Annotated in this window: 15 protein-coding genes; 4 read left to right on the top strand and 11 right to left on the bottom strand. The window is 55.1% G+C overall.

Annotation, left to right across the window (positions count from 1 at the left end; all coding sequences use genetic code 11):
- The first annotated feature begins 32 nt into the window (after positions 1 to 32).
- Positions 33 to 485 (top strand): DUF1489 family protein, encoded by a 453-nt coding sequence (locus GM556_RS01560; RefSeq protein ID WP_099026263.1) that lies wholly within the window; start codon positions 33 to 35, stop codon positions 483 to 485.
- Here the strand turns inward: GM556_RS01560 and GM556_RS01555 are convergent.
- On the bottom strand, positions 477 to 1,169 hold the full coding sequence (locus GM556_RS01555; RefSeq protein ID WP_155579083.1) for a 4-hydroxythreonine-4-phosphate dehydrogenase: 693 nt from the start codon (positions 1,167 to 1,169) through the stop codon (positions 477 to 479). The two genes, GM556_RS01560 and GM556_RS01555, sit on opposite strands and share 9 nt — an antisense overlap.
- Before the next feature lie 87 nt (positions 1,170 to 1,256).
- Here GM556_RS01555 and pdxH point away from each other — a divergent pair, with 87 nt between their 5' ends.
- Complete coding sequence (gene pdxH, locus GM556_RS01550; protein WP_155579068.1) at positions 1,257 to 1,913, top strand: pyridoxamine 5'-phosphate oxidase; 657 nt, start codon at positions 1,257 to 1,259, stop codon at positions 1,911 to 1,913.
- Between the two features lie 28 nt (positions 1,914 to 1,941).
- Here pdxH and GM556_RS01545 read toward each other — a convergent pair whose 3' ends face one another.
- The 9 genes from GM556_RS01545 to rimP all read right to left on the bottom strand — a co-directional run bounded on the left by GM556_RS01545 (position 1,942) and on the right by rimP (position 13,048).
- Positions 1,942 to 3,369 (bottom strand): nitronate monooxygenase family protein, encoded by a 1,428-nt coding sequence (locus GM556_RS01545; RefSeq protein WP_155572794.1) that lies wholly within the window; start codon positions 3,367 to 3,369, stop codon positions 1,942 to 1,944.
- 72 nt (positions 3,370 to 3,441) lie between these two features.
- On the bottom strand, positions 3,442 to 5,592 hold the full coding sequence (gene pnp, locus GM556_RS01540) for a polyribonucleotide nucleotidyltransferase (protein ID WP_155579067.1): 2,151 nt from the start codon (positions 5,590 to 5,592) through the stop codon (positions 3,442 to 3,444).
- A gap of 197 nt (positions 5,593 to 5,789) precedes the next feature.
- Positions 5,790 to 6,059 carry a 30S ribosomal protein S15 gene (gene rpsO / locus GM556_RS01535; RefSeq protein WP_155572792.1) on the bottom strand — a complete coding sequence of 90 codons (270 nt, stop codon included), beginning with the start codon at positions 6,057 to 6,059 and terminating at the stop codon, positions 5,790 to 5,792.
- A complete protein-coding gene (gene truB / locus GM556_RS01530) occupies positions 6,043 to 7,017 on the bottom strand; it encodes a tRNA pseudouridine(55) synthase TruB (protein WP_155579066.1) in 975 nt (324 codons plus the stop codon). Before truB ends, rpsO begins: the two co-directional genes overlap by 17 nt.
- Positions 7,018 to 7,025: 8 nt before the next feature.
- The gene (gene rbfA / locus GM556_RS01525) at positions 7,026 to 7,481 is read right to left on the bottom strand and encodes a 30S ribosome-binding factor RbfA (protein WP_155579065.1); all 456 of its coding nucleotides are present in this window, start codon (positions 7,479 to 7,481) and stop codon (positions 7,026 to 7,028) included.
- The gene (gene infB, locus GM556_RS01520; protein ID WP_155579064.1) at positions 7,478 to 10,207 is read right to left on the bottom strand and encodes a translation initiation factor IF-2; all 2,730 of its coding nucleotides are present in this window, start codon (positions 10,205 to 10,207) and stop codon (positions 7,478 to 7,480) included. The genes rbfA and infB overlap by 4 nt, the downstream gene beginning before the upstream one ends.
- A gap of 16 nt (positions 10,208 to 10,223) precedes the next feature.
- Positions 10,224 to 10,913 carry a DUF448 domain-containing protein gene (locus tag GM556_RS01515; protein ID WP_155572788.1) on the bottom strand — a complete coding sequence of 230 codons (690 nt, stop codon included), beginning with the start codon at positions 10,911 to 10,913 and terminating at the stop codon, positions 10,224 to 10,226.
- Positions 10,864 to 12,432, bottom strand: a complete 1,569-nt coding sequence (gene nusA, locus GM556_RS01510; protein ID WP_155572787.1) for a transcription termination factor NusA — start codon at positions 12,430 to 12,432, stop codon at positions 10,864 to 10,866. Before nusA ends, GM556_RS01515 begins: the two co-directional genes overlap by 50 nt.
- A gap of 34 nt (positions 12,433 to 12,466) precedes the next feature.
- Complete coding sequence (gene rimP / locus GM556_RS01505) at positions 12,467 to 13,048, bottom strand: ribosome maturation factor RimP (RefSeq protein WP_266137622.1); 582 nt, start codon at positions 13,046 to 13,048, stop codon at positions 12,467 to 12,469.
- 280 nt (positions 13,049 to 13,328) lie between these two features.
- Here rimP and GM556_RS01500 point away from each other — a divergent pair, with 280 nt between their 5' ends.
- Both GM556_RS01500 and GM556_RS01495 read left to right on the top strand, forming a co-directional pair.
- Positions 13,329 to 14,567, top strand: a complete 1,239-nt coding sequence (locus GM556_RS01500) for an ATP-dependent Clp protease ATP-binding subunit (RefSeq protein WP_155579063.1) — start codon at positions 13,329 to 13,331, stop codon at positions 14,565 to 14,567.
- The gene (locus GM556_RS01495) at positions 14,564 to 15,523 is read left to right on the top strand and encodes a hypothetical protein (protein WP_155579062.1); all 960 of its coding nucleotides are present in this window, start codon (positions 14,564 to 14,566) and stop codon (positions 15,521 to 15,523) included. The genes GM556_RS01500 and GM556_RS01495 overlap by 4 nt, the downstream gene beginning before the upstream one ends.
- A gap of 21 nt (positions 15,524 to 15,544) precedes the next feature.
- Here GM556_RS01495 and GM556_RS01490 read toward each other — a convergent pair whose 3' ends face one another.
- Entirely contained in the window at positions 15,545 to 17,131 is a 1,587-nt protein-coding gene (locus GM556_RS01490) for an ABC transporter substrate-binding protein/permease (protein WP_155579082.1), read from the bottom strand.
- Positions 17,132 to 17,135 lie beyond the last annotated feature (4 nt).

The raw sequence follows: 17,135 nt of genomic DNA, 5'->3' as shown, positions 1-17,135 counted from the left end.
CACACACGCAGCGCAGCCTTATCTTTAAAGCTATGCCCAACCAAGCTTCAACGCCGCTCCATCTCATCAAATTGATTGTCGGCTGCACATCACCGGAGATGCTGCAAGACTGGGTCGCTATAGAGCGTCATAACGGCATTGCTTATGTCCGCACCCGCACTATGCCCAAACGCGCAGAGGAGATTCTCCAAACGAAAGGATCGATTTATCGCGTCATAAACGGCCTCATTATGTGCCGACAACCCATTATTGGCTTTGATACCTACACGCGCGATGATGGTCACCAAGGCACGCTCATCCTCGTCTCTGATGAGGTCATCCCTACCCAACCACGCCCGATGCGCCCCTTCCAAGGCTGGCGTTACTTCAAAGCAGAGGACGCCCCGCCTGACCTCAACCACACTGCAACAGGCGTAGCAGATGACGGGGTCAGCTCCCTCCCCATCGCCTTACGCAACCGCCTCTCGGAGCTGGGATTACTTTAATGCCGCTGCTGTCTTACAACAGGCCATAACGGCGCGTAATTGGTCCTCCAACTGCGCGCTCTTGGCCGGAAAGACGCCCTCAAAAACCGCTGTCCCCACAGTAAACCCCGCTGCCCCAGCACGCCGTACCACCTCAATTTGCTCTGGCGTGCTGATGGACCCTGCAACAATCACTGGTTTTTCCACCGCAGCACAACTCGCCCGGATGACCTCTGGCACATCCCCATCATTGCGGTAAGCAAGCAGGTCCAGCCCTGCCACAGCGGGATGAGCCGCCCATTCGGCCGCATTACGGGCAATCTCCGCCGGTGTGCCTTTCAACACGCTAGGATGCCCCACCACATGCCCCGCAAAGGGATAATAGGCGACATTATGCCCCTCTAGCAGGGGCAGAACATCAGGCACATGCGTCCCGCCCATCAGACAATCCACCCCTAACGCTAACCCCGCCTTCACCGAGTCCAATTCTCGCTGACGATCAGGCGAGACAACCTCCAAATACACACGCGCCCCAGCAGAGCGAATAACCTCAGCCAAACGCTGCAAGGCGGGGATAGGTAAGCCAATATCTTTAAAGCCGATGTCTTTTATCCCCAGGCGCAACGCCGTCTCCACCACAGTGAGAGCATGCTCTACCGTGCGGTCATCCTTTGTGAGCATGAAAATAAACCGAAAACTCTCCATCACACACACCCTCCATAAAGCTGGACATCCAAGCGTCGCGCTTTCATGATTATCTCATCCCCTTATCACTATGCCAAGGATACCCCCATGACGGACGCCCCACGCATCCCCCCTCATCATGAAATTGAGACCGCTTTTGAAGAGGATAATCACACTATCACCGGTGAAAATCCCTTCCTTCTCTTTCAGGATTGGATGAGCTTAGCCGAGGCAAAAGAACCTAACGACCCTAACGCCATGGCCCTCGCCACGGTTGATGCCACCGACCTGCCCGATGCGCGTATGGTATTGCTCAAAGGCTTTGATGATGAAGGCTTCGTCTTTTACACCAATAGCGAATCCGCTAAAGGGCGCGAGTTGGACCATAATATGCAGGCCGCTCTACTTTTCCACTGGAAGTCCCTGCGGCGGCAAGTACGCATCCGCGGGACGGTCTCGCTCTTACCAGCAGCAGAGGCGGACGTCTATTTCCAATCCCGCCCGCGTGCAAGCCGTATTGGCGCATGGGCTAGCCAGCAATCCCGCCCTATTGAGAGCCGCAAAGCCCTCTGGCAGGTGGTGACAAAAGAGGCCGCCCATTTCGCTATTGGGAGCATCCCCCGCCCCCCTTATTGGAATGGCTATCGCGTCCGCCCCTCCACTATTGAGTTCTGGATGGATAAACCCTTCCGCTTACATGACCGCGTTCTCTTTACCCGCAGCCCAGATGGGAAAGACTGGACAACCCAACGTCTCTTCCCCTAAGAGCGGCCTCAAAGGATATGACGGGCTTTTACCGGCCTGTCATAATCCGCTCGACCAGCTCCTTCACTGTCGGGATATGCCCATTGGCATAGAATGGGTCTGTCGCAAAACGCCACGCATTCGTCCCACCAAAAACGAGATTATGATCCACAATCTGCCGTTGTTCTTCCAAAGGCACATCCTGAATATGAGAAATCTCCTGCAAGGTCTTTTGGATGCAGAAAGAACGCGGATCCGCCCGCTGCCCCGTATTAAAGGCGGGGCCTTTCTGGCTCCAATTTGAGAAGCGACATTGCGAGAGGCACCCCATACAGGCCGCTTGGTCAGCCAAAACCTGCCGCGCTGTCTCTAAAGTCTCAAACACCACCGTATCATCAGGTGTACGCATCGGCTGGGTATAACCCGCCTCTTTCCATCGTGCGATGCGCTCTACATCCTCAGCTTGGACAAAAACCTCACGGCCCCGCCCACCTAAACAAACAGGCGTATCAAACACGCCTTCTGCTGCGCTCTTAAATGCAACCTGACGCTCAGACCGTTCCCGCAAACCACGCAAAAAGCTGTTCTGCACCGCAGAAGAATAAAAACCCGTTGGCGAGAAGCGATTTAGGTAAACATCCCCTTCCTTTAGGGTAAGGAGCAGCTGCTTCCATGCCTCTGGGATGGGGCTTTCTTTTGTTAAAAGTGGGCGCGTCCCAAACTGGAAGGCGATCAGGCCAATCTCTGGGTTATCAAGCCAATCATTCCACTCTTCCAGATGCCACACACCACCTGCCATAATAATAGGCACATGCTGTAGGCCAAAGCCATTCAAGACCTTCCGTAGAGCAACCACACGATGATAAGGCTCCTCCGGGGCGAGAGGATTCTCAGTATTGGAGAGGCCATTATGCCCCCCAGCCCGCCATGGGTCCTCATACACGACCCCACCGAGCAGCTCCGCTGAACGGACATAAGAGCGTTTCCAAAGTGCACTAAATGCCCGACCGGAAGATACAATCGGGTAATAAGGCACCCCAAAACGCGCAGCAATCTCCGAGAGGCGATAGGGCATCCCCGCACCGCATGTCAGACCATGAATCAGCCCCGGTGCCCCCTCCAAAATCCCCGTAATAACATCCTCTGCCGCGCCCATCTCCCACAAGAAATTGGCATGGATACGACCACGACCGCCAGAGATATCGTGCGCTATCTTTGCTTGAGCAATGCCGCCCTCAATAGCATAGCGCACCAACTCGCCCTGCCGTTCGCGGCGCGTCTTGCCATGGTAAAGCTGCGGAACGGGACGCCCCTGCTCATCATAACTATCAGCATTAACGGCAGAAATCGTCCCGACTCCTCCCGCCGCAGCCCAGTAACCGGCAGAAATACCATTGGAGACAGAAACACCCTTGCCCCCTTCAATCAGAGGCAAAACCTCCTGACCACCAAAACGGACGGCATTGATCGACTTCATAGAGGTCAGACGTCCCCGCTATGCAACCACAAAAAAACCACGAGAGGGGGCACACCCCCTCCCACACAAAACTCACTCCGCATCACGGCGTGGACGACCCGGCTTAGCACCGACAGTCTCGGTAATATCCTCACCAGTCTCTTGGTCCACAACCCGCATGGAGAGCTTTACCTTACCACGGTCATCAAAGCCAATCACCTTGACCTTAACAGCATCACCTTGCTTGACGACATCCGTCGTCCGCCCTACGCGCCCCTCAGCAAGCTCAGAAATATGTACTAAACCATCTTTAGGACCAAGGAAGTTAACAAACGCGCCAAAATCAGCCGTCTTAACAACTTTACCGTCATAAATCCGGCCAATTTCTGGCTCTGCTACAATGCCCTCAATCCGGCTAATGGCTTTTTGCGCCTGCTCATCATTGGCCGCAGCAATCTTGATGACACCATCATCACCAATATCGACCTTCGCCCCAGAATATTCGCAAATCTCACGAATCACCTTCCCGCCAGAGCCAATCACATCGCGAATCTTCGCCACAGGCACCGTCATCGTGGTAATCTTCGGCGCATTACCGGCAACATCTGTCCGGCCTTCGGCCAGAGCCTTGCTCATTTCGCCGAGAATATGCAATCGCCCTTCCCGCGCCTGCTCCAAGGCAACCTTCATAATCTCTGGCGTAATGGAGGTAATCTTGATGTCCATCTGCAAGGCTGTCACACCCTCAGACGTCCCTGCCACCTTGAAGTCCATATCCCCAAGATGATCCTCATCACCCAAAATGTCCGTCAGCACAGCATGGCCGCGCTCTTCTTTAATCAGACCCATCGCAATCCCTGCCACAGGGCGCGGCATCGGTACACCCGCATCCATCAGGGAGAGAGAGGTCCCGCACACAGTCGCCATGGAGGAGGAGCCGTTACTCTCTGTAATTTCAGAGACAACACGCAATGTATAAGGGAACTCCTCCTTAGAAGGAAGAAGCGGATTAATCGCACGCCATGCCAACTTACCATGGCCAATCTCGCGCCGCCCCGGTGAACCCATACGACCACATTCCCCAACGGAGAAAGGCGGGAAGTTGTAATGCAGCATAAAGCGGGAGCGATATTCCCCCTCCAACGCATCAATCACCTGCTCATCTTGGCCCGTGCCCAAGGTCGCCACAACAAGAGCCTGCGTCTCCCCACGGGTAAAGAGAGCCGACCCATGAGAGCGCGGCAGCACACCAACTTCCGCCATGATAGGACGCACTGTCTTTGTATCGCGACCATCAATACGGATGCCGGTCTTTAAGATGGCACCACGCACCACCTGCGCTTCCAAATCCTTAATCATCGGTTTAGCAAGCTCGGGGTCGAAGCCTTCTTCCTCCAGCGTTGCAACAATCTTCTCACGCGCCGCAGAGACCTTCTCCACACGCGCTTGCTTGCTGCGCTCCTTATAGGCTTCGGCAATCAGCTTATTACCTACCTTATCAACACGCTTGCGCAGAGCCACTTCCTCTTTGGAAATCTCCGGCAAATCCCACGGTGCGCGTGCCGCATGCTCGGCAAGGTCAATAATCGCGTCAATCACAGGTTGGAAGGCCGTATGGCCCAGCATAACGGCCTCAAGCATCTCCTCCTCGGAGAGCTCTTGCGCCTCAGACTCAACCATCAACACGCCTTCAGCCGTCCCTGCTACAACGAGGTCCAAACTGCTATCAGTCACCTCGCTCAGGGTCGGATTGACAACAAATTTGCCATCAAGACGACCAATGCGCGCAGCCCCAACCGGACCAAAGAAAGGAATACCCGACAATGTCAACGCCGCAGAACAACCGATGAGCGAAACCAGAGCCGGATCATTCTCCATATCATGGCTTAAAACAGTCGCCACGACCTGTACTTCGTTACGGAAATTATCCGGGAAAAGCGGACGAATCGGACGATCGATTAAGCGCGATGTCAGCACTTCATTCTCAGAAGGACGCCCCTCCCGCTTGAAGAACCCACCCGGAATCTTCCCCGCGGCGTAAGCTTTCTCCTGATAATTCACTGTCAGAGGGAAGAAATCCTGCCCCGGCTTTACCGTCTTAGCCCCTACAGCGGTACATAACACGACTGTATCACCATAAGTAACCATGACCGCACCATCAGCCTGACGAGCAATCTTCCCCGTCTCGAACACTAGCGGACGGCCCGCCCACTCAATCTCTTTGCGGAAATAATTATCAAACATTCTGTCTTCCTCCGGAAGCAATTCTAAAAAGCCCTGCTCGCCCCAGTCTTGAACAGCGTTTCGGACGGCATGGCGGAGATGATGCACCAACGCACCATGACACCATGTGGCCTGAAACGCCGAAAAAACGTTCCCTGGCGGCTATAATGCAAGGCCAAAACCCGGAGAGAGTTCCCCTCCGGGCCATGGATGAAATCTCAGCGGCGCAGGCCGAGACGTTCAATCAGCGTCTTATAACGCTCATCACTCTTACGCTTTAGATAATCCAACAGTGCGCGGCGGCGACCAACAAGCATCAACAACCCACGGCGGGAGTGGAAGTCCTTTTTATGGGTCTTCATATGCTCGGTAAGATTCACAATCCGCTCGGTCAGCAAGGCAACCTGCACTTCCGGGGAGCCTGTATCATCCTCAGCACGGCGATATTCAGCAATAAGCTGGCTGCGGCGTTCAGCAGTGATCGACATCGTGTTCTCCAAAAAACAAATGGTTTTCCAACATTCTGACTGCCCGTAACCGCCCTTCAGCCGCCCGGCACAGCCCGATAACATGCCCCCCTACCGTAACCCGCCACAATGGAACATCCTCCATATTAGCAGGCATGTCCCCTTCAAGATGAACCAACGTCACCGCTTGCCCACAAATCAGGGCCTTCCCCTCTGCTTCTGTAACGGCCAACGCCGGGATGTCGACCAGCGCGGTCGCCGCATCCAGCAAAGGAACCGGAAGGGCATATGCCTTGTCTCTAGTTTTGGCCGATTTGTCTAGTGCTAACTGCTCAATCTCATAAGCATGAGAGAGATCAAACGGCCCACATTTCGTCCGCCGCAAGACCGAGATGTGCCCTACCGTGCCACAAGCTAGAGCAATATCCCGCGCTAAAGAGCGCATATAAACACCCTTGCCCGACTGCACCTCGAACACAGCTGTATCCGCATCTGGCCGCTCAATCAGCGTAATCGAATCGATCCGCGCTGGGCGAGGCGGCAAATCTGGTGGGCGACCTGCACGGGCTAGGTCGTAAGCACGTTGCCCCCCCACACGCAGGGCAGAAAACACAGGCGGCACCTGCATCACATCCCCGCATAATGCAGGAAGAACAGCCCGTATCTCCTCATCAGATGGCCGTTTATCAGAGCGCGCAAGGACCTCGCCCTCACGGTCATCCGTTGTACGGCTTTCCCCAAAAGATAACGTAAAGCGATACCGCTTTGTCGCATCCATAATATAAGGAATCGTGCTCGTAGCCTTACCAAAAGCAATAGGCAAAACGCCAGAAGCCAACGGGTCCAGCGTCCCCCCATGCCCGGCTTTACGCCCATCAAAAAGGCGTAACACCCGGCTTACCATCGCTGTAGAGCTCGGCCCTAATGGCTTATCAAGAATCAACCAGCCATGTATATCGCGCCCTGTCTTACGCGCCATAACGCGCCTTATTCTGCATCATCAGAATTAGATGAACCACGGCCCCCAGCCTTTAAATCACGCTGAACCTCTGGGGAACGCAGAATCGTTTCCACCTCCATAGCATGCTCTAACGATATATCAGGCTGAAAATGCAGTTCCGGCACAGTCCGCAACCGCAACGCGGTGGCAAGACGCTTACGCAAAAAGGGCGCAACACGCTTTAACGCAGGCAAAACAGCCTCAACATCATCACGCCCCAACCGGGTTACAAACACCGTTGCATGACGGAAATCCGGCGAGACACGCACTTCCGTCACCGTGATGGTAACGCCGTAAAGCTCCGGGTCCCGGAACTCCGTCCGCGCGAACACATCCGCCAAGACATGCCGCACCTCCTCCGCAACGCGAAGTTGGCGCGTACTCGGCCCGACAGGATTTTCACCTGCCGGGGTTAACAAATCAAAGGATGGTCGTTTCTTCAAGCGGGAATCTCTTCCATCTCAAAACATTCCACAACATCACCCTCGCGCAGGTCATTATACCCTGCGAAGGAAAGACCACACTCATAGTTATGGGCCACTTCGCGGACATCATCCTTAAAGCGTTTCAGCTGGCTTAGCTCACCCTCATGAATGACCACATTGTCACGCAACAGCCGTACGCCACAGCCGCGCTTAACAACACCTTCCGTCACATAACAACCAGCAACCTTACCCACCTTGGTGATATTAAAGACCTGACGAATCTCCGCATAACCAAGGAACTTCTCACGATGTTTCGGCGCGATGCGGCCTTTAACCAGCGTCTCCACATCATCAGCCACCTGATAAATGATGGAGTAATAGCGAATATCCACACCATCGCGCTGGGCCAGCTCACGCGCCTGCACTGTGGCACGCACATTGAAGGCAATAATCACAGCATTGGAGGCTTTAGCAAGCTGCACGTCACTCTCAGTGATTTGCCCCACAGTGGCATTCAGCACACGCACAGCCACTTCCTCATGCGACAACTTTTCGACCGTTGCTTGAATCGCCTCAGCAGAGCCTTGCACATCGGCTTTGACGACCAAAGCCACTTCCTTCTGCTCGCCTGCTTGAATCCGCGCCAACATCTGGTCCAGCGTACCACGCGCTGCCACCTGCATCGCCGCAACCTTCTCTTGCGCCTTACGCTGGCGGAACGCGCTAATCTCACGCGCCCGATTCTCACTATCGACAACAACAAAAGGTGCCCCGGCATCAGGCACACCGCTCATCCCCAAAATCTCTACAGGGACAGACGGACCAGCCTTTTTAATCTGCTTGCCGTGGTCATCCAACAAGGCACGAACGCGGCCCCAATGCGCACCAGCAACCACAATATCCGTCCGGTTGAGCGTCCCCTTCTGCACGAGAACAGTCGCAACAGAGCCACGACCACGGTCCAAACGGCTCTCAATCACGGCACCCTCTGCAATGCGATTCGGGTTCGCCTTCAGGTCCAAAATCTCAGCTTGCAGAAGGATAGCCTCTAAGAGTTTATCCAACCCCTCCCGCTTAAGCGCAGAAACCTCAACCTCCTGCGTATCACCGCTCATGCTCTCAACCACAATCTCGTGGTTTAGCAGCTCAGTCCGCACACGGTCTGGATTCGCACCGGGCTTATCAATCTTGTTAATCGCCACAATAATCGGCGCATTAGCAGCTTTGGCATGTTTGATAGCCTCAATCGTCTGCGGCATCACGCCATCATCCGCGGCTACCACCAACACCACAATATCCGTCACAGAGGCACCACGCGCCCGCATGGAGGTAAAGGCTTCATGGCCCGGCGTGTCGATGAAGGTCACCTTCTGCCCAGAAGGCACCGTTACCTGATACGCCCCGATATGCTGAGTAATCCCCCCAGCCTCACCATGAGCCACATCCGTGGTCCGCAACGCATCCAGCAAGGAGGTCTTCCCATGGTCAACATGGCCCATCACCGTTACAACCGGCGGACGCGGCTTCATGTCCTCTGGTTTATCCTCAATGCCCTCAATGCCAAGCTCCACATCGCTATCAGCCACACGCTTAATGCGATGCCCGAACTCACTCACAACAAGCTCAGCGGTATCACCATCAATGCTCTGGGCCGCAGTAGCCATCACGCCCATCTTCATAAGCGTCTTGATAACTTCACCCTGACGAGCAGCCATACGGTTTGCCAGCTCACCTACAGTGATAGTCTCCGGCACCGTCACATCGCGCACGACACGCACTTGGTCAGAGCGCAAACGCTCCAACTCCGCTTGCCGCCGTTCCCGGTCCCGCTGACGGCGAACAGAGGCCAGAGAGCGTGTCTTACCATCATCACCCTCAATAGCGGCCCGCACATCAATCCGACCAGAGCGACGATCCTGCCCTGCCCCACCACGACGCGGTGAAGAAGAACGACGGGATTGCGTAGTCGAACGCCGCGCACCACCCCCGCCGCCACCGCGACGTGAAGGCGTAGCAGCCTCATCATCCCCAGCTGCCGCCGCAGCGGCCCGACCACGCAGATGCAATGTCTCATTACCACTCGGCCGGGCCGCCGCCGCAGACCGCGAAGACGCCGCCGGAGTATTCACCGGACGACTCGGCATAATGGCACGCTCTGCCAAAGGCCGCAGCCGCTTCGTCGGCTCTGCTAATTGAACGCCACCCGCTGTAGAGCTTGTTAAAGGAGGAGGAACTTGCTCCGCCGCTTCCTTACGCCGTGCAGCCGCCTCGGCCTTGCGTGCTTTTTCTTCTTCCGCACGCGCCTGTGCTTCTTGCTCCGCTGCAGCGCGTTGGCTTTCGGCCTCAGCTTTCTTACGAGCTTCTTCCTCAGCAGCGGAGCGAATACGAATCTTCTCTGCTTCGCGACGAGCTTCTTCTTCCGCCTCACGCCGTGCCGCTGCCTCAGCTAAAACGCGCTGCCGCTTCTCTTGCTCGGAGGCTGTCAGGCCCCGCACACCAGTCGCGCCGCGGCCACCACGCCCGCCACTGGCATTACTGCGTTTAGGCTTACGCACCTCAACACGGACCTCCTTAGAACGTCCATGGCTAAAACTCTGCCTAACAGAGCCTGCCTCTACCGTCCGCCCAACTTCCTTACGGCCCGCAGGACGCAGGGAAAGGCGACCAGAGCTCTTGCTCTGCCCTTCTTTAGGGGTTGCCCCTTTTGGAGTGTCATTCTGGTTGCGCTCGTTGCCGTCGCTCATAGTCTCTGCCTGTCCCTTACTGCCCTATCTCAGGGCCGGGAGGTGTACATTCTGCCACCCCCGCAAATCTCTTATATTCCGCCTTCACCCGCTCCGCCAGCGCACCGGGGGACATCACCGCATAAACGGCACGCTCCCGCCCAAATGACGCTGCCAAAACATGGCCCGGCACCCAGACCACCGGAAGCTCCCGATGCCCTGAAAGCAGACGGGCCACCTCATCCTGACTCGCACCTGCTGCACAAATAACTACCCCGACTCTACCGGCGACTATACGTTCCCGGCATTTCTGAAATCCACACACCGATTCACCAGCACGTCGCCCCAGACTGATACCATCCAGAAGACGCTTTGCCAAACCATCCCTTACAGATTCTATAAGAGATGCGGGCACGTCCACCTTTTGCCGAGCCGCCCGCGCAAAAAAACGCGGTAATTGCGGGTCCTCCAACACGGCACGCTCTGCACGCAGCCACATCCCCCGCCCCGGCAAGCGCGCAGCGAGGTCCGCTACGATTTGCCCCTCCGGCCCGATGACAAACCGTACCATATGTTGCGGCTCATCATGGGTGCGCGTTACCAGACAACGCCGCTGGGAAGGGGCACGCCGCCCCTTCCCAATAGGGCCGTCATCAACATCATCAAAGTTATGTTCCTCAGCCGTGATCGGACGCTCCTTCAGCCTTGGCTCCGTCTCCGGCCTCATGCGTAGAAGCCCCTTCATCATCAAACCAATGCGCACGCGCTGCCATGATAATCTCGTTAGCCTCGGCTTCCTCCAGCGGCTCATCACCACCTAGAAGTTCGATCAACTCATCAGCAGCGAGGTCGGCAAGATCATCCAATGTTTTGATGCCTTTTTCCCCCAGCTCCACAAGGACCTGAAGGGAGAATACATTCAGCGCAACGAGATCATCTGTAACACCAAGCTCACGGCGGCGTTCATCCAAAGCACGCTCACGCCCTGCGAGATAATCATTCGCACGCGCCATCAGCTCCTCAGCGACCGATTCATCAAAGCCTTCAATATCATGAAGCTCCGCAGGGTCAGCATAGGCGAGGTCCTCAACCGAATGATAACCCTCCGTCACCAACAAGCCAGCAATCACATCATCTACATCAAGCTCATCAACAAACTGGCTGCTGCGCTTACGGAACTCCTCTTGCCTGCGCTCCGATTCTTCAGCCTCTGTAAGGATGTCGATATCCCACCGGGTCAACTGGCTAGCCAGACGCACATTCTGCCCACGCCGCCCAATAGCGAGAGAGAGCTGCTCATCCGGCACGACAACCTCTACGCGCCCAGCATCTTCATCCATCACCACCTTGGTTACTTCCGCAGGGGCAAGAGCATTCACAACAAATGTCGCTGCCTGTGCGCTCCAAGGGATGATGTCAATCTTCTCGCCCTGCAATTCCGCCACAACGGCCTGCACGCGCGAGCCACGCATCCCAACACATGCCCCCACCGGGTCAATTGAGGCATCGCGTGATTCAACAGCCATCTTAGCACGGGACCCCGGATCACGCGCTACGGCTTTAATCTCGATAATCCCGTCATAAATCTCCGGCACTTCCTGAGCAAAAAGCTTTGCTAAGAAGCCCGGATGCGTCCGAGAGAGGAAAATCTGTGGCCCGCGTGGCTCATCGCGCACATCATAAATATAAGCGCGAATCCGGTCGGAATTATGAAAAGATTCGCGCTGAATCAGCTCATCCCGGCGCAAAAGCCCTTCCGCATGACCGCCAAGCTCGACCATCAGATTCCCATATTCTGTCTGCTTGACCGTCCCGTTAACAACCTCGCCAACGCGGTCTTTAAACTCATCATATTGGCGTTTGCGCTCATATTCCCGCACACGCTGAACAATAACCTGCTTGGCTGTCTGCGCAGCAATACGCCCAAAATCAATCGGCGGGAGTGGGTCAACAATAAACTCCCCTACCTGGATTTCCGGCTTAATCTTTTGAGCAATCCGCAAGGGGATTTGCGCATCTTCATTCTCGACCGTCTCAACAACTTCCGTCCATCGGCTTAGGCGCACCTCACCGCTTTTACGGTCGATCGTGGCACGAATATCTTTCTCATGCCCATATTTCGCACGGCCAGCCTTTTGGATGGCTTGCTCCATAGCCTCTAGCACTTGCTCACGATCGATATTCTTCTCTCGCGAGACAGCATCAGCAACTAACAGCAATTCGGGACGGGTAACAGATGTGTCCATCAGGTCGGACCTCCAGCCAGCATAAGACGGGTCATCAGCTCTTTCTCCCCGGCTTTTTGGGTTTCAACTTTGGTGCGCGGCGGGGCTTACTGCCCGCCTCATCTTCCGGCACTATACCAGCAAGTGCGGCACTTGCCTCAATTAACTCATCGGTCAAAACGAGACGTGCTTTACGCATATCGTCTAACGGCAAGGCAACATCCTGCCCATCATCAAGACGGAGCAAACCACACTCATCTTGCATGCCAAGCACAATACCCGCAAAACGCTTCCGCCCCTCTATCGGGGTATCAAGCTCCACCTTAGCAAGATGACCAGCAAAACGCTCCCAATCCTTCGCACGGGTGAGTGGACGGTCTATCCCTGCGGAGGAGACCTCTAACATCCATGCCCCCGGTATGGGGTCATCCACATCTAGCACCGCACCAACTGCATGGCTGATTTGCTCACAATCATCAACGCTGATGAGCGAACCATCAGCACGATCAGCCATAACCTGCACGGTTGGCGTCTCATGCCCTAGGACGGAAAGCCGCACGAGCTCATAGCCCATATCCAGCAAAGTCGGGGCGATACGTTCGGCAATACGCGCCTCTAACCCACTAAGACGGCGAATCCCGTGCGTGGATTCCCCCTCATATGATGGGGCTGCTTGGCCGGCAATCTCCGGCGATGTGGAAAAATGATCCAAAACAAAAAAGGCGGCCCAACCGGGCCACCCCCCAAAAGAACGGAAAGTGATAACATCTCTCTAGATACGACAGAGCCACAAGTGATGCAAGCTTTTCTCGTACCCTCCCCCCTTTCCTCTTTCTCACGCTTCCCATAAAACCATAGGCCCATAGGCTGTAGGAATATACTTGGCCTTAAAGAATAAGCGTGAGCGATATAAGCATATGATGAAATCTCTCCTCCTTTGGCTTTCGCGCATGATGCCGCTTATGATGGCCCTTTTCCTGCTACTGGCTCTCATACAGCTTGGCCTTCTATTCCACACCGCACCCTTAGCCATTATCCATACAGGCTATAAAATACTCGACCACGGCCGCCCCTTTTATATCCCTCTAGCCTGCATTACCTTGGCCCTTTCTTTAGGGGGGATACTCTATTATCTGTCTGTCGAGCGGTTAGCCCAGCATGGCCTATTCCATCGCAAAACACCGCTACCCCTTCTCCTTGGGTATTTAATCAATACCAAAGCCTATGAGAAAACCGCCATCCGCTTGCAGCAAGATTCTAGCTTTAATGCAGAGGAACTCGCAACAACGCTGCAAGCGCGCGTCATTGGCCATGATGATATTTGTGAGGAGATTAGCCAGCAATTACGCCGGCGTCTTAGCCTCCATAATAGAACACAACCTGTCGGCGTTTTTCTGTTTAGTGGCCCGCCCAGTACAGGCAAAACACATCTTGCCCGCCAACTTGCTCTCCAAACAGCGCGCCCCCTCGTGCCGTTTGATATGCAAAAACTCACCCTCACGGGGGCAGAGCCTCCCATCGCACAGCCCCCCACTTATGGGCTGACTTTTTTAAATGACCTCGCCACCACCCTCAGGGCACAACCCGATGCCCTCATCCTCCTCAATGGGGTCGAATATACCCCTCCGGAAATCGGCAATGCTCTTATCTCAGCATGGATGGATGGATACATCCCTGACCCCATCACGGGCAAACATATCCCGACAACACAATCTATCTTTATCCTCACAACCTCGCTTCATAGCGCGTTGGAGCCTGCAAATCCCTCTCCCACACCCACAGAGCAGGTAATTCCCCCACTCCTACTCGGGCATGTGGACCGTAGCTTCACCTTCCACCCCCTTACACGCGCCAGCCTTACACGCATTGCCGCCTTGGAGGCCGAAAGGCTCATCCGCAATTATGGCCTCACGGTGGAAGCGGGCGGGATTGACCCATCCCTTTTCAGCCAGCCCTTACAAAAGCACTATAATGCCCAAGAGATAACCAATGCCCATGGCGTCCGCCGCCTTATCGAAGATATGTTAAGCGATGCCCTCATCACCGCTCAGCAACAAAATTACACCCATATTCATCTCCTCTCCAGCCCAACAGGGGCTTTAAGCATCCACCCCAGCAACGGCCCGCAAACCCGTATGAACAAGGCTCGTTTATGACCCGCTTTTGCTCTGCTTTTTCTGCCCTATGGCGTCATGCTCCCCTATGGCGGCTTTGTGTATGCTTATGCGGTATTAGCATCGCTTTGGCTGTTTTCTTCCCCTCTCATACCCTTACAAAGCTCGCCCCATGGCTGCCCAACCATGCCCTAGAGACAGCATCTCAGCCCAACAACACACATAACACCGCCTTGAGACCGCAAGCCTCTAACTCCGGGTCAGCCGCATCCCACCCTATGCCTGTTCATCTACAATATCCTGACTTAGCAGAAACTATCACAGGCCATATTACACTCGGTAATCACACACTTTTACTCCCCCATGGGGCATGGCATCCTGTTCTAGCTGCCCAAATCACCGATAATTCCCCTTATTCCTTTCTCGCTTTAATCCGCACAGAGCTAGGGGCAGTGACGGGGATCCTCATCGCCCAAGCAACCGAGCAACCCATCCCGCTAGAGCAAGTTATGGCGGAGACTGATGTGTGTCATGATGACCGCAACTACCTCAATAACACACTCACCACAGCACAAGCCGTAGAGGATTGCGCCGCCCTGCGTCTCATCACTTTGCACGGCCCCACACCCAGCGACAGCCCTTTCACCAACGAGGCGATTGCACGGCTTAACGTCATGGGTTTTCCAATTCCGCCCCTCTTTGTGACGGCGCAATGGCGGCATATCGAAGCAACAAATGACGGCAGGGCCCAAGTCGGCACGATAGATTTCCTCATCCCGCCCTTAAACCCACAAACACATCAACTCCTTGCTCCACCGCCCGCTTGGTTGAAGGATGCGTTGCCCTCCCACCCTGTATCAGCCCATTTTGTCGCACGAATGAAAAAATGGCTCCCACAATGGCAGAACATCTTACAAGCCAGTTTTGAAGACCAACTAGATGATACGGCCCTCCCCGCTGGGGCCTTACGAGACCCCATGGCGGGCAATGAGCATTAGATTCCCTCTCGCCGTAAAAGCTTAATGATGCCCTTTAGACACCACCCGCCCCATGCGCTTTTCCGCCATGCGGGCGAGGCGGACAAAAGGTAACCCGACCAACAAATAAGCTAAAGCGACCAAAAGCCCCGTCCCAATATAATCATAATAGGTCGAGGAGAGCCGGATATAAGTCTGGCTCAACTCCGTTAGAGTAATGACCGAGACGAGCGAACTATCCTTTAAGAGCGCGATAAAATCATTCGTCATGACCGGGACAACCGTGCGAAAAGCCTGCGGAACAATCACCAAACGCAACGCTTGCCGATGGGTCATATTCAGCGCAATGGCCGCTTCCATCTGTCCACGCGGCACAGAGAGCAAGCCCGCACGGTAATTCTCTGCCTCATACGCAGCGTAATTCAGCCCCAAAGCCAACACACCCGCCGCGAAGGGCGATAATTTCACACCAAACGCAGGCAGGCCATAAAAGATAAATAAAACTTGGATCAAAAGCGGCGTGCCACGCACAACCTCCACATACACACCCGCGACCCACCGCAAAGGGGCCAGACCATAGGCACGGGCTAGAGCCAAAACCAACCCAAAAGCGACCGCTAACACCATCGCAAGGGCCGATACGGCAAGCGTCATCAAAGCCCCACGCGCAATAAGGGGCAAGAAGCTGCTATAACGCTGCACCATCGCTTGGAGACCACTGCCAGACATACGCTCCATCGTCTGACGATACCCCGTCCATGCCGTTGGCTGGGTAGAGGAGACACTATGGTCCCCCGTATAGTCGGCCATTTGTGGCGTCCACAGATTCCAACGCGCGAGAATCTGATGCAACGTCCCATCGCTCATCAATGTGCCTAAAGCGGCATCAACAGCATCACGCAAGCCAGGATTATCCTTGGCAAACGCAATCCCATACGCCACACGGCCAATCGGCGGCCCTACGAGCTTTAAATCATCAGAGCAATAATAAAGGGCAATCGGCTCATCAATCAAAATCGCATCAAGCCGCCCATTCTTCAGGTCGGAGAAAAGATTAGTCTCCTCATCATAAGAGCGCACATTCGCCGGGTCGTGGTCCAGCAATAACCGCTCCGCCGCAGTACTCTTAATTGTGCCAACAACATGCCCTTTAAGGGCCGCCACACTCTCCAACCCCGTCTCACTCTTCCGTAGGACAATCCGGTCCACCGTCACGTAATAAGGGCGTGAAAATAACACCGCCTCCTTATGCTCCGGCGTCATCTCAATCCCATCTATAACCAACGCATAAAGGTCACGCCCAAGGCCGGGAATAAGCCCATCCCACCCATTTTGCACAAACCGCCCCTGGCGGCCTAGCCGAGGGGCCAAAGCCTGCATCAGATCATATTCAAACCCTGTCATCCGCCCTTCATGCGCAGGGTCGTGGAACACGTAAGGGACATTCGCCTCCCCGTCCGAGGCCCAAGGCAAATCCTGCTCATTACGTGCCCCCGGCACATGCAACCTTGCAACAGATGGCTGCTCTGCCGCCGTTGCTGCTGCCCCATCTGCCCACGCTACAGAGCCACCAACGAGCAGCCCAGTCCATAGCACAAGCCCAGCTGCCCATAATAAGACGCGTTTCATGCGC

Origin of the sequence: Bombella sp. ESL0378 (assembly GCF_009725845.1) — a bacterium.
GTDB classification, from domain to species: domain Bacteria; phylum Pseudomonadota; class Alphaproteobacteria; order Acetobacterales; family Acetobacteraceae; genus Bombella; species Bombella pollinis.
The sequence above is the reverse complement of the archived record's forward strand: the minus strand, read 5'-3'. Positions and strand labels throughout refer to the sequence as shown.

Coding starts and splice junctions, on each gene's coding strand:
- GM556_RS01560 (WP_099026263.1), top strand. CDS start 33: ATGCCCAACCAAGCTTCAACGCCGCTCCATCTCATCAAATTGATTGTC.
- GM556_RS01555 (WP_155579083.1), bottom strand. CDS start 1,169: ATGGAGAGTTTTCGGTTTATTTTCATGCTCACAAAGGATGACCGCACG.
- pdxH (WP_155579068.1), top strand. CDS start 1,257: ATGACGGACGCCCCACGCATCCCCCCTCATCATGAAATTGAGACCGCT.
- GM556_RS01545 (WP_155572794.1), bottom strand. CDS start 3,369: ATGAAGTCGATCAATGCCGTCCGTTTTGGTGGTCAGGAGGTTTTGCCT.
- pnp (WP_155579067.1), bottom strand. CDS start 5,592: ATGTTTGATAATTATTTCCGCAAAGAGATTGAGTGGGCGGGCCGTCCG.
- rpsO (WP_155572792.1), bottom strand. CDS start 6,059: ATGTCGATCACTGCTGAACGCCGCAGCCAGCTTATTGCTGAATATCGC.
- truB (WP_155579066.1), bottom strand. CDS start 7,017: ATGGCGCGTAAGACAGGGCGCGATATACATGGCTGGTTGATTCTTGAT.
- infB (WP_155579064.1), bottom strand. CDS start 10,207: ATGAGCGACGGCAACGAGCGCAACCAGAATGACACTCCAAAAGGGGCA.
- GM556_RS01515 (WP_155572788.1), bottom strand. CDS start 10,913: ATGAGGCCGGAGACGGAGCCAAGGCTGAAGGAGCGTCCGATCACGGCT.
- nusA (WP_155572787.1), bottom strand. CDS start 12,432: ATGGACACATCTGTTACCCGTCCCGAATTGCTGTTAGTTGCTGATGCT.
- GM556_RS01500 (WP_155579063.1), top strand. CDS start 13,329: ATGATGAAATCTCTCCTCCTTTGGCTTTCGCGCATGATGCCGCTTATG.
- GM556_RS01495 (WP_155579062.1), top strand. CDS start 14,564: ATGACCCGCTTTTGCTCTGCTTTTTCTGCCCTATGGCGTCATGCTCCC.
- GM556_RS01490 (WP_155579082.1), bottom strand. CDS start 17,131: ATGAAACGCGTCTTATTATGGGCAGCTGGGCTTGTGCTATGGACTGGG.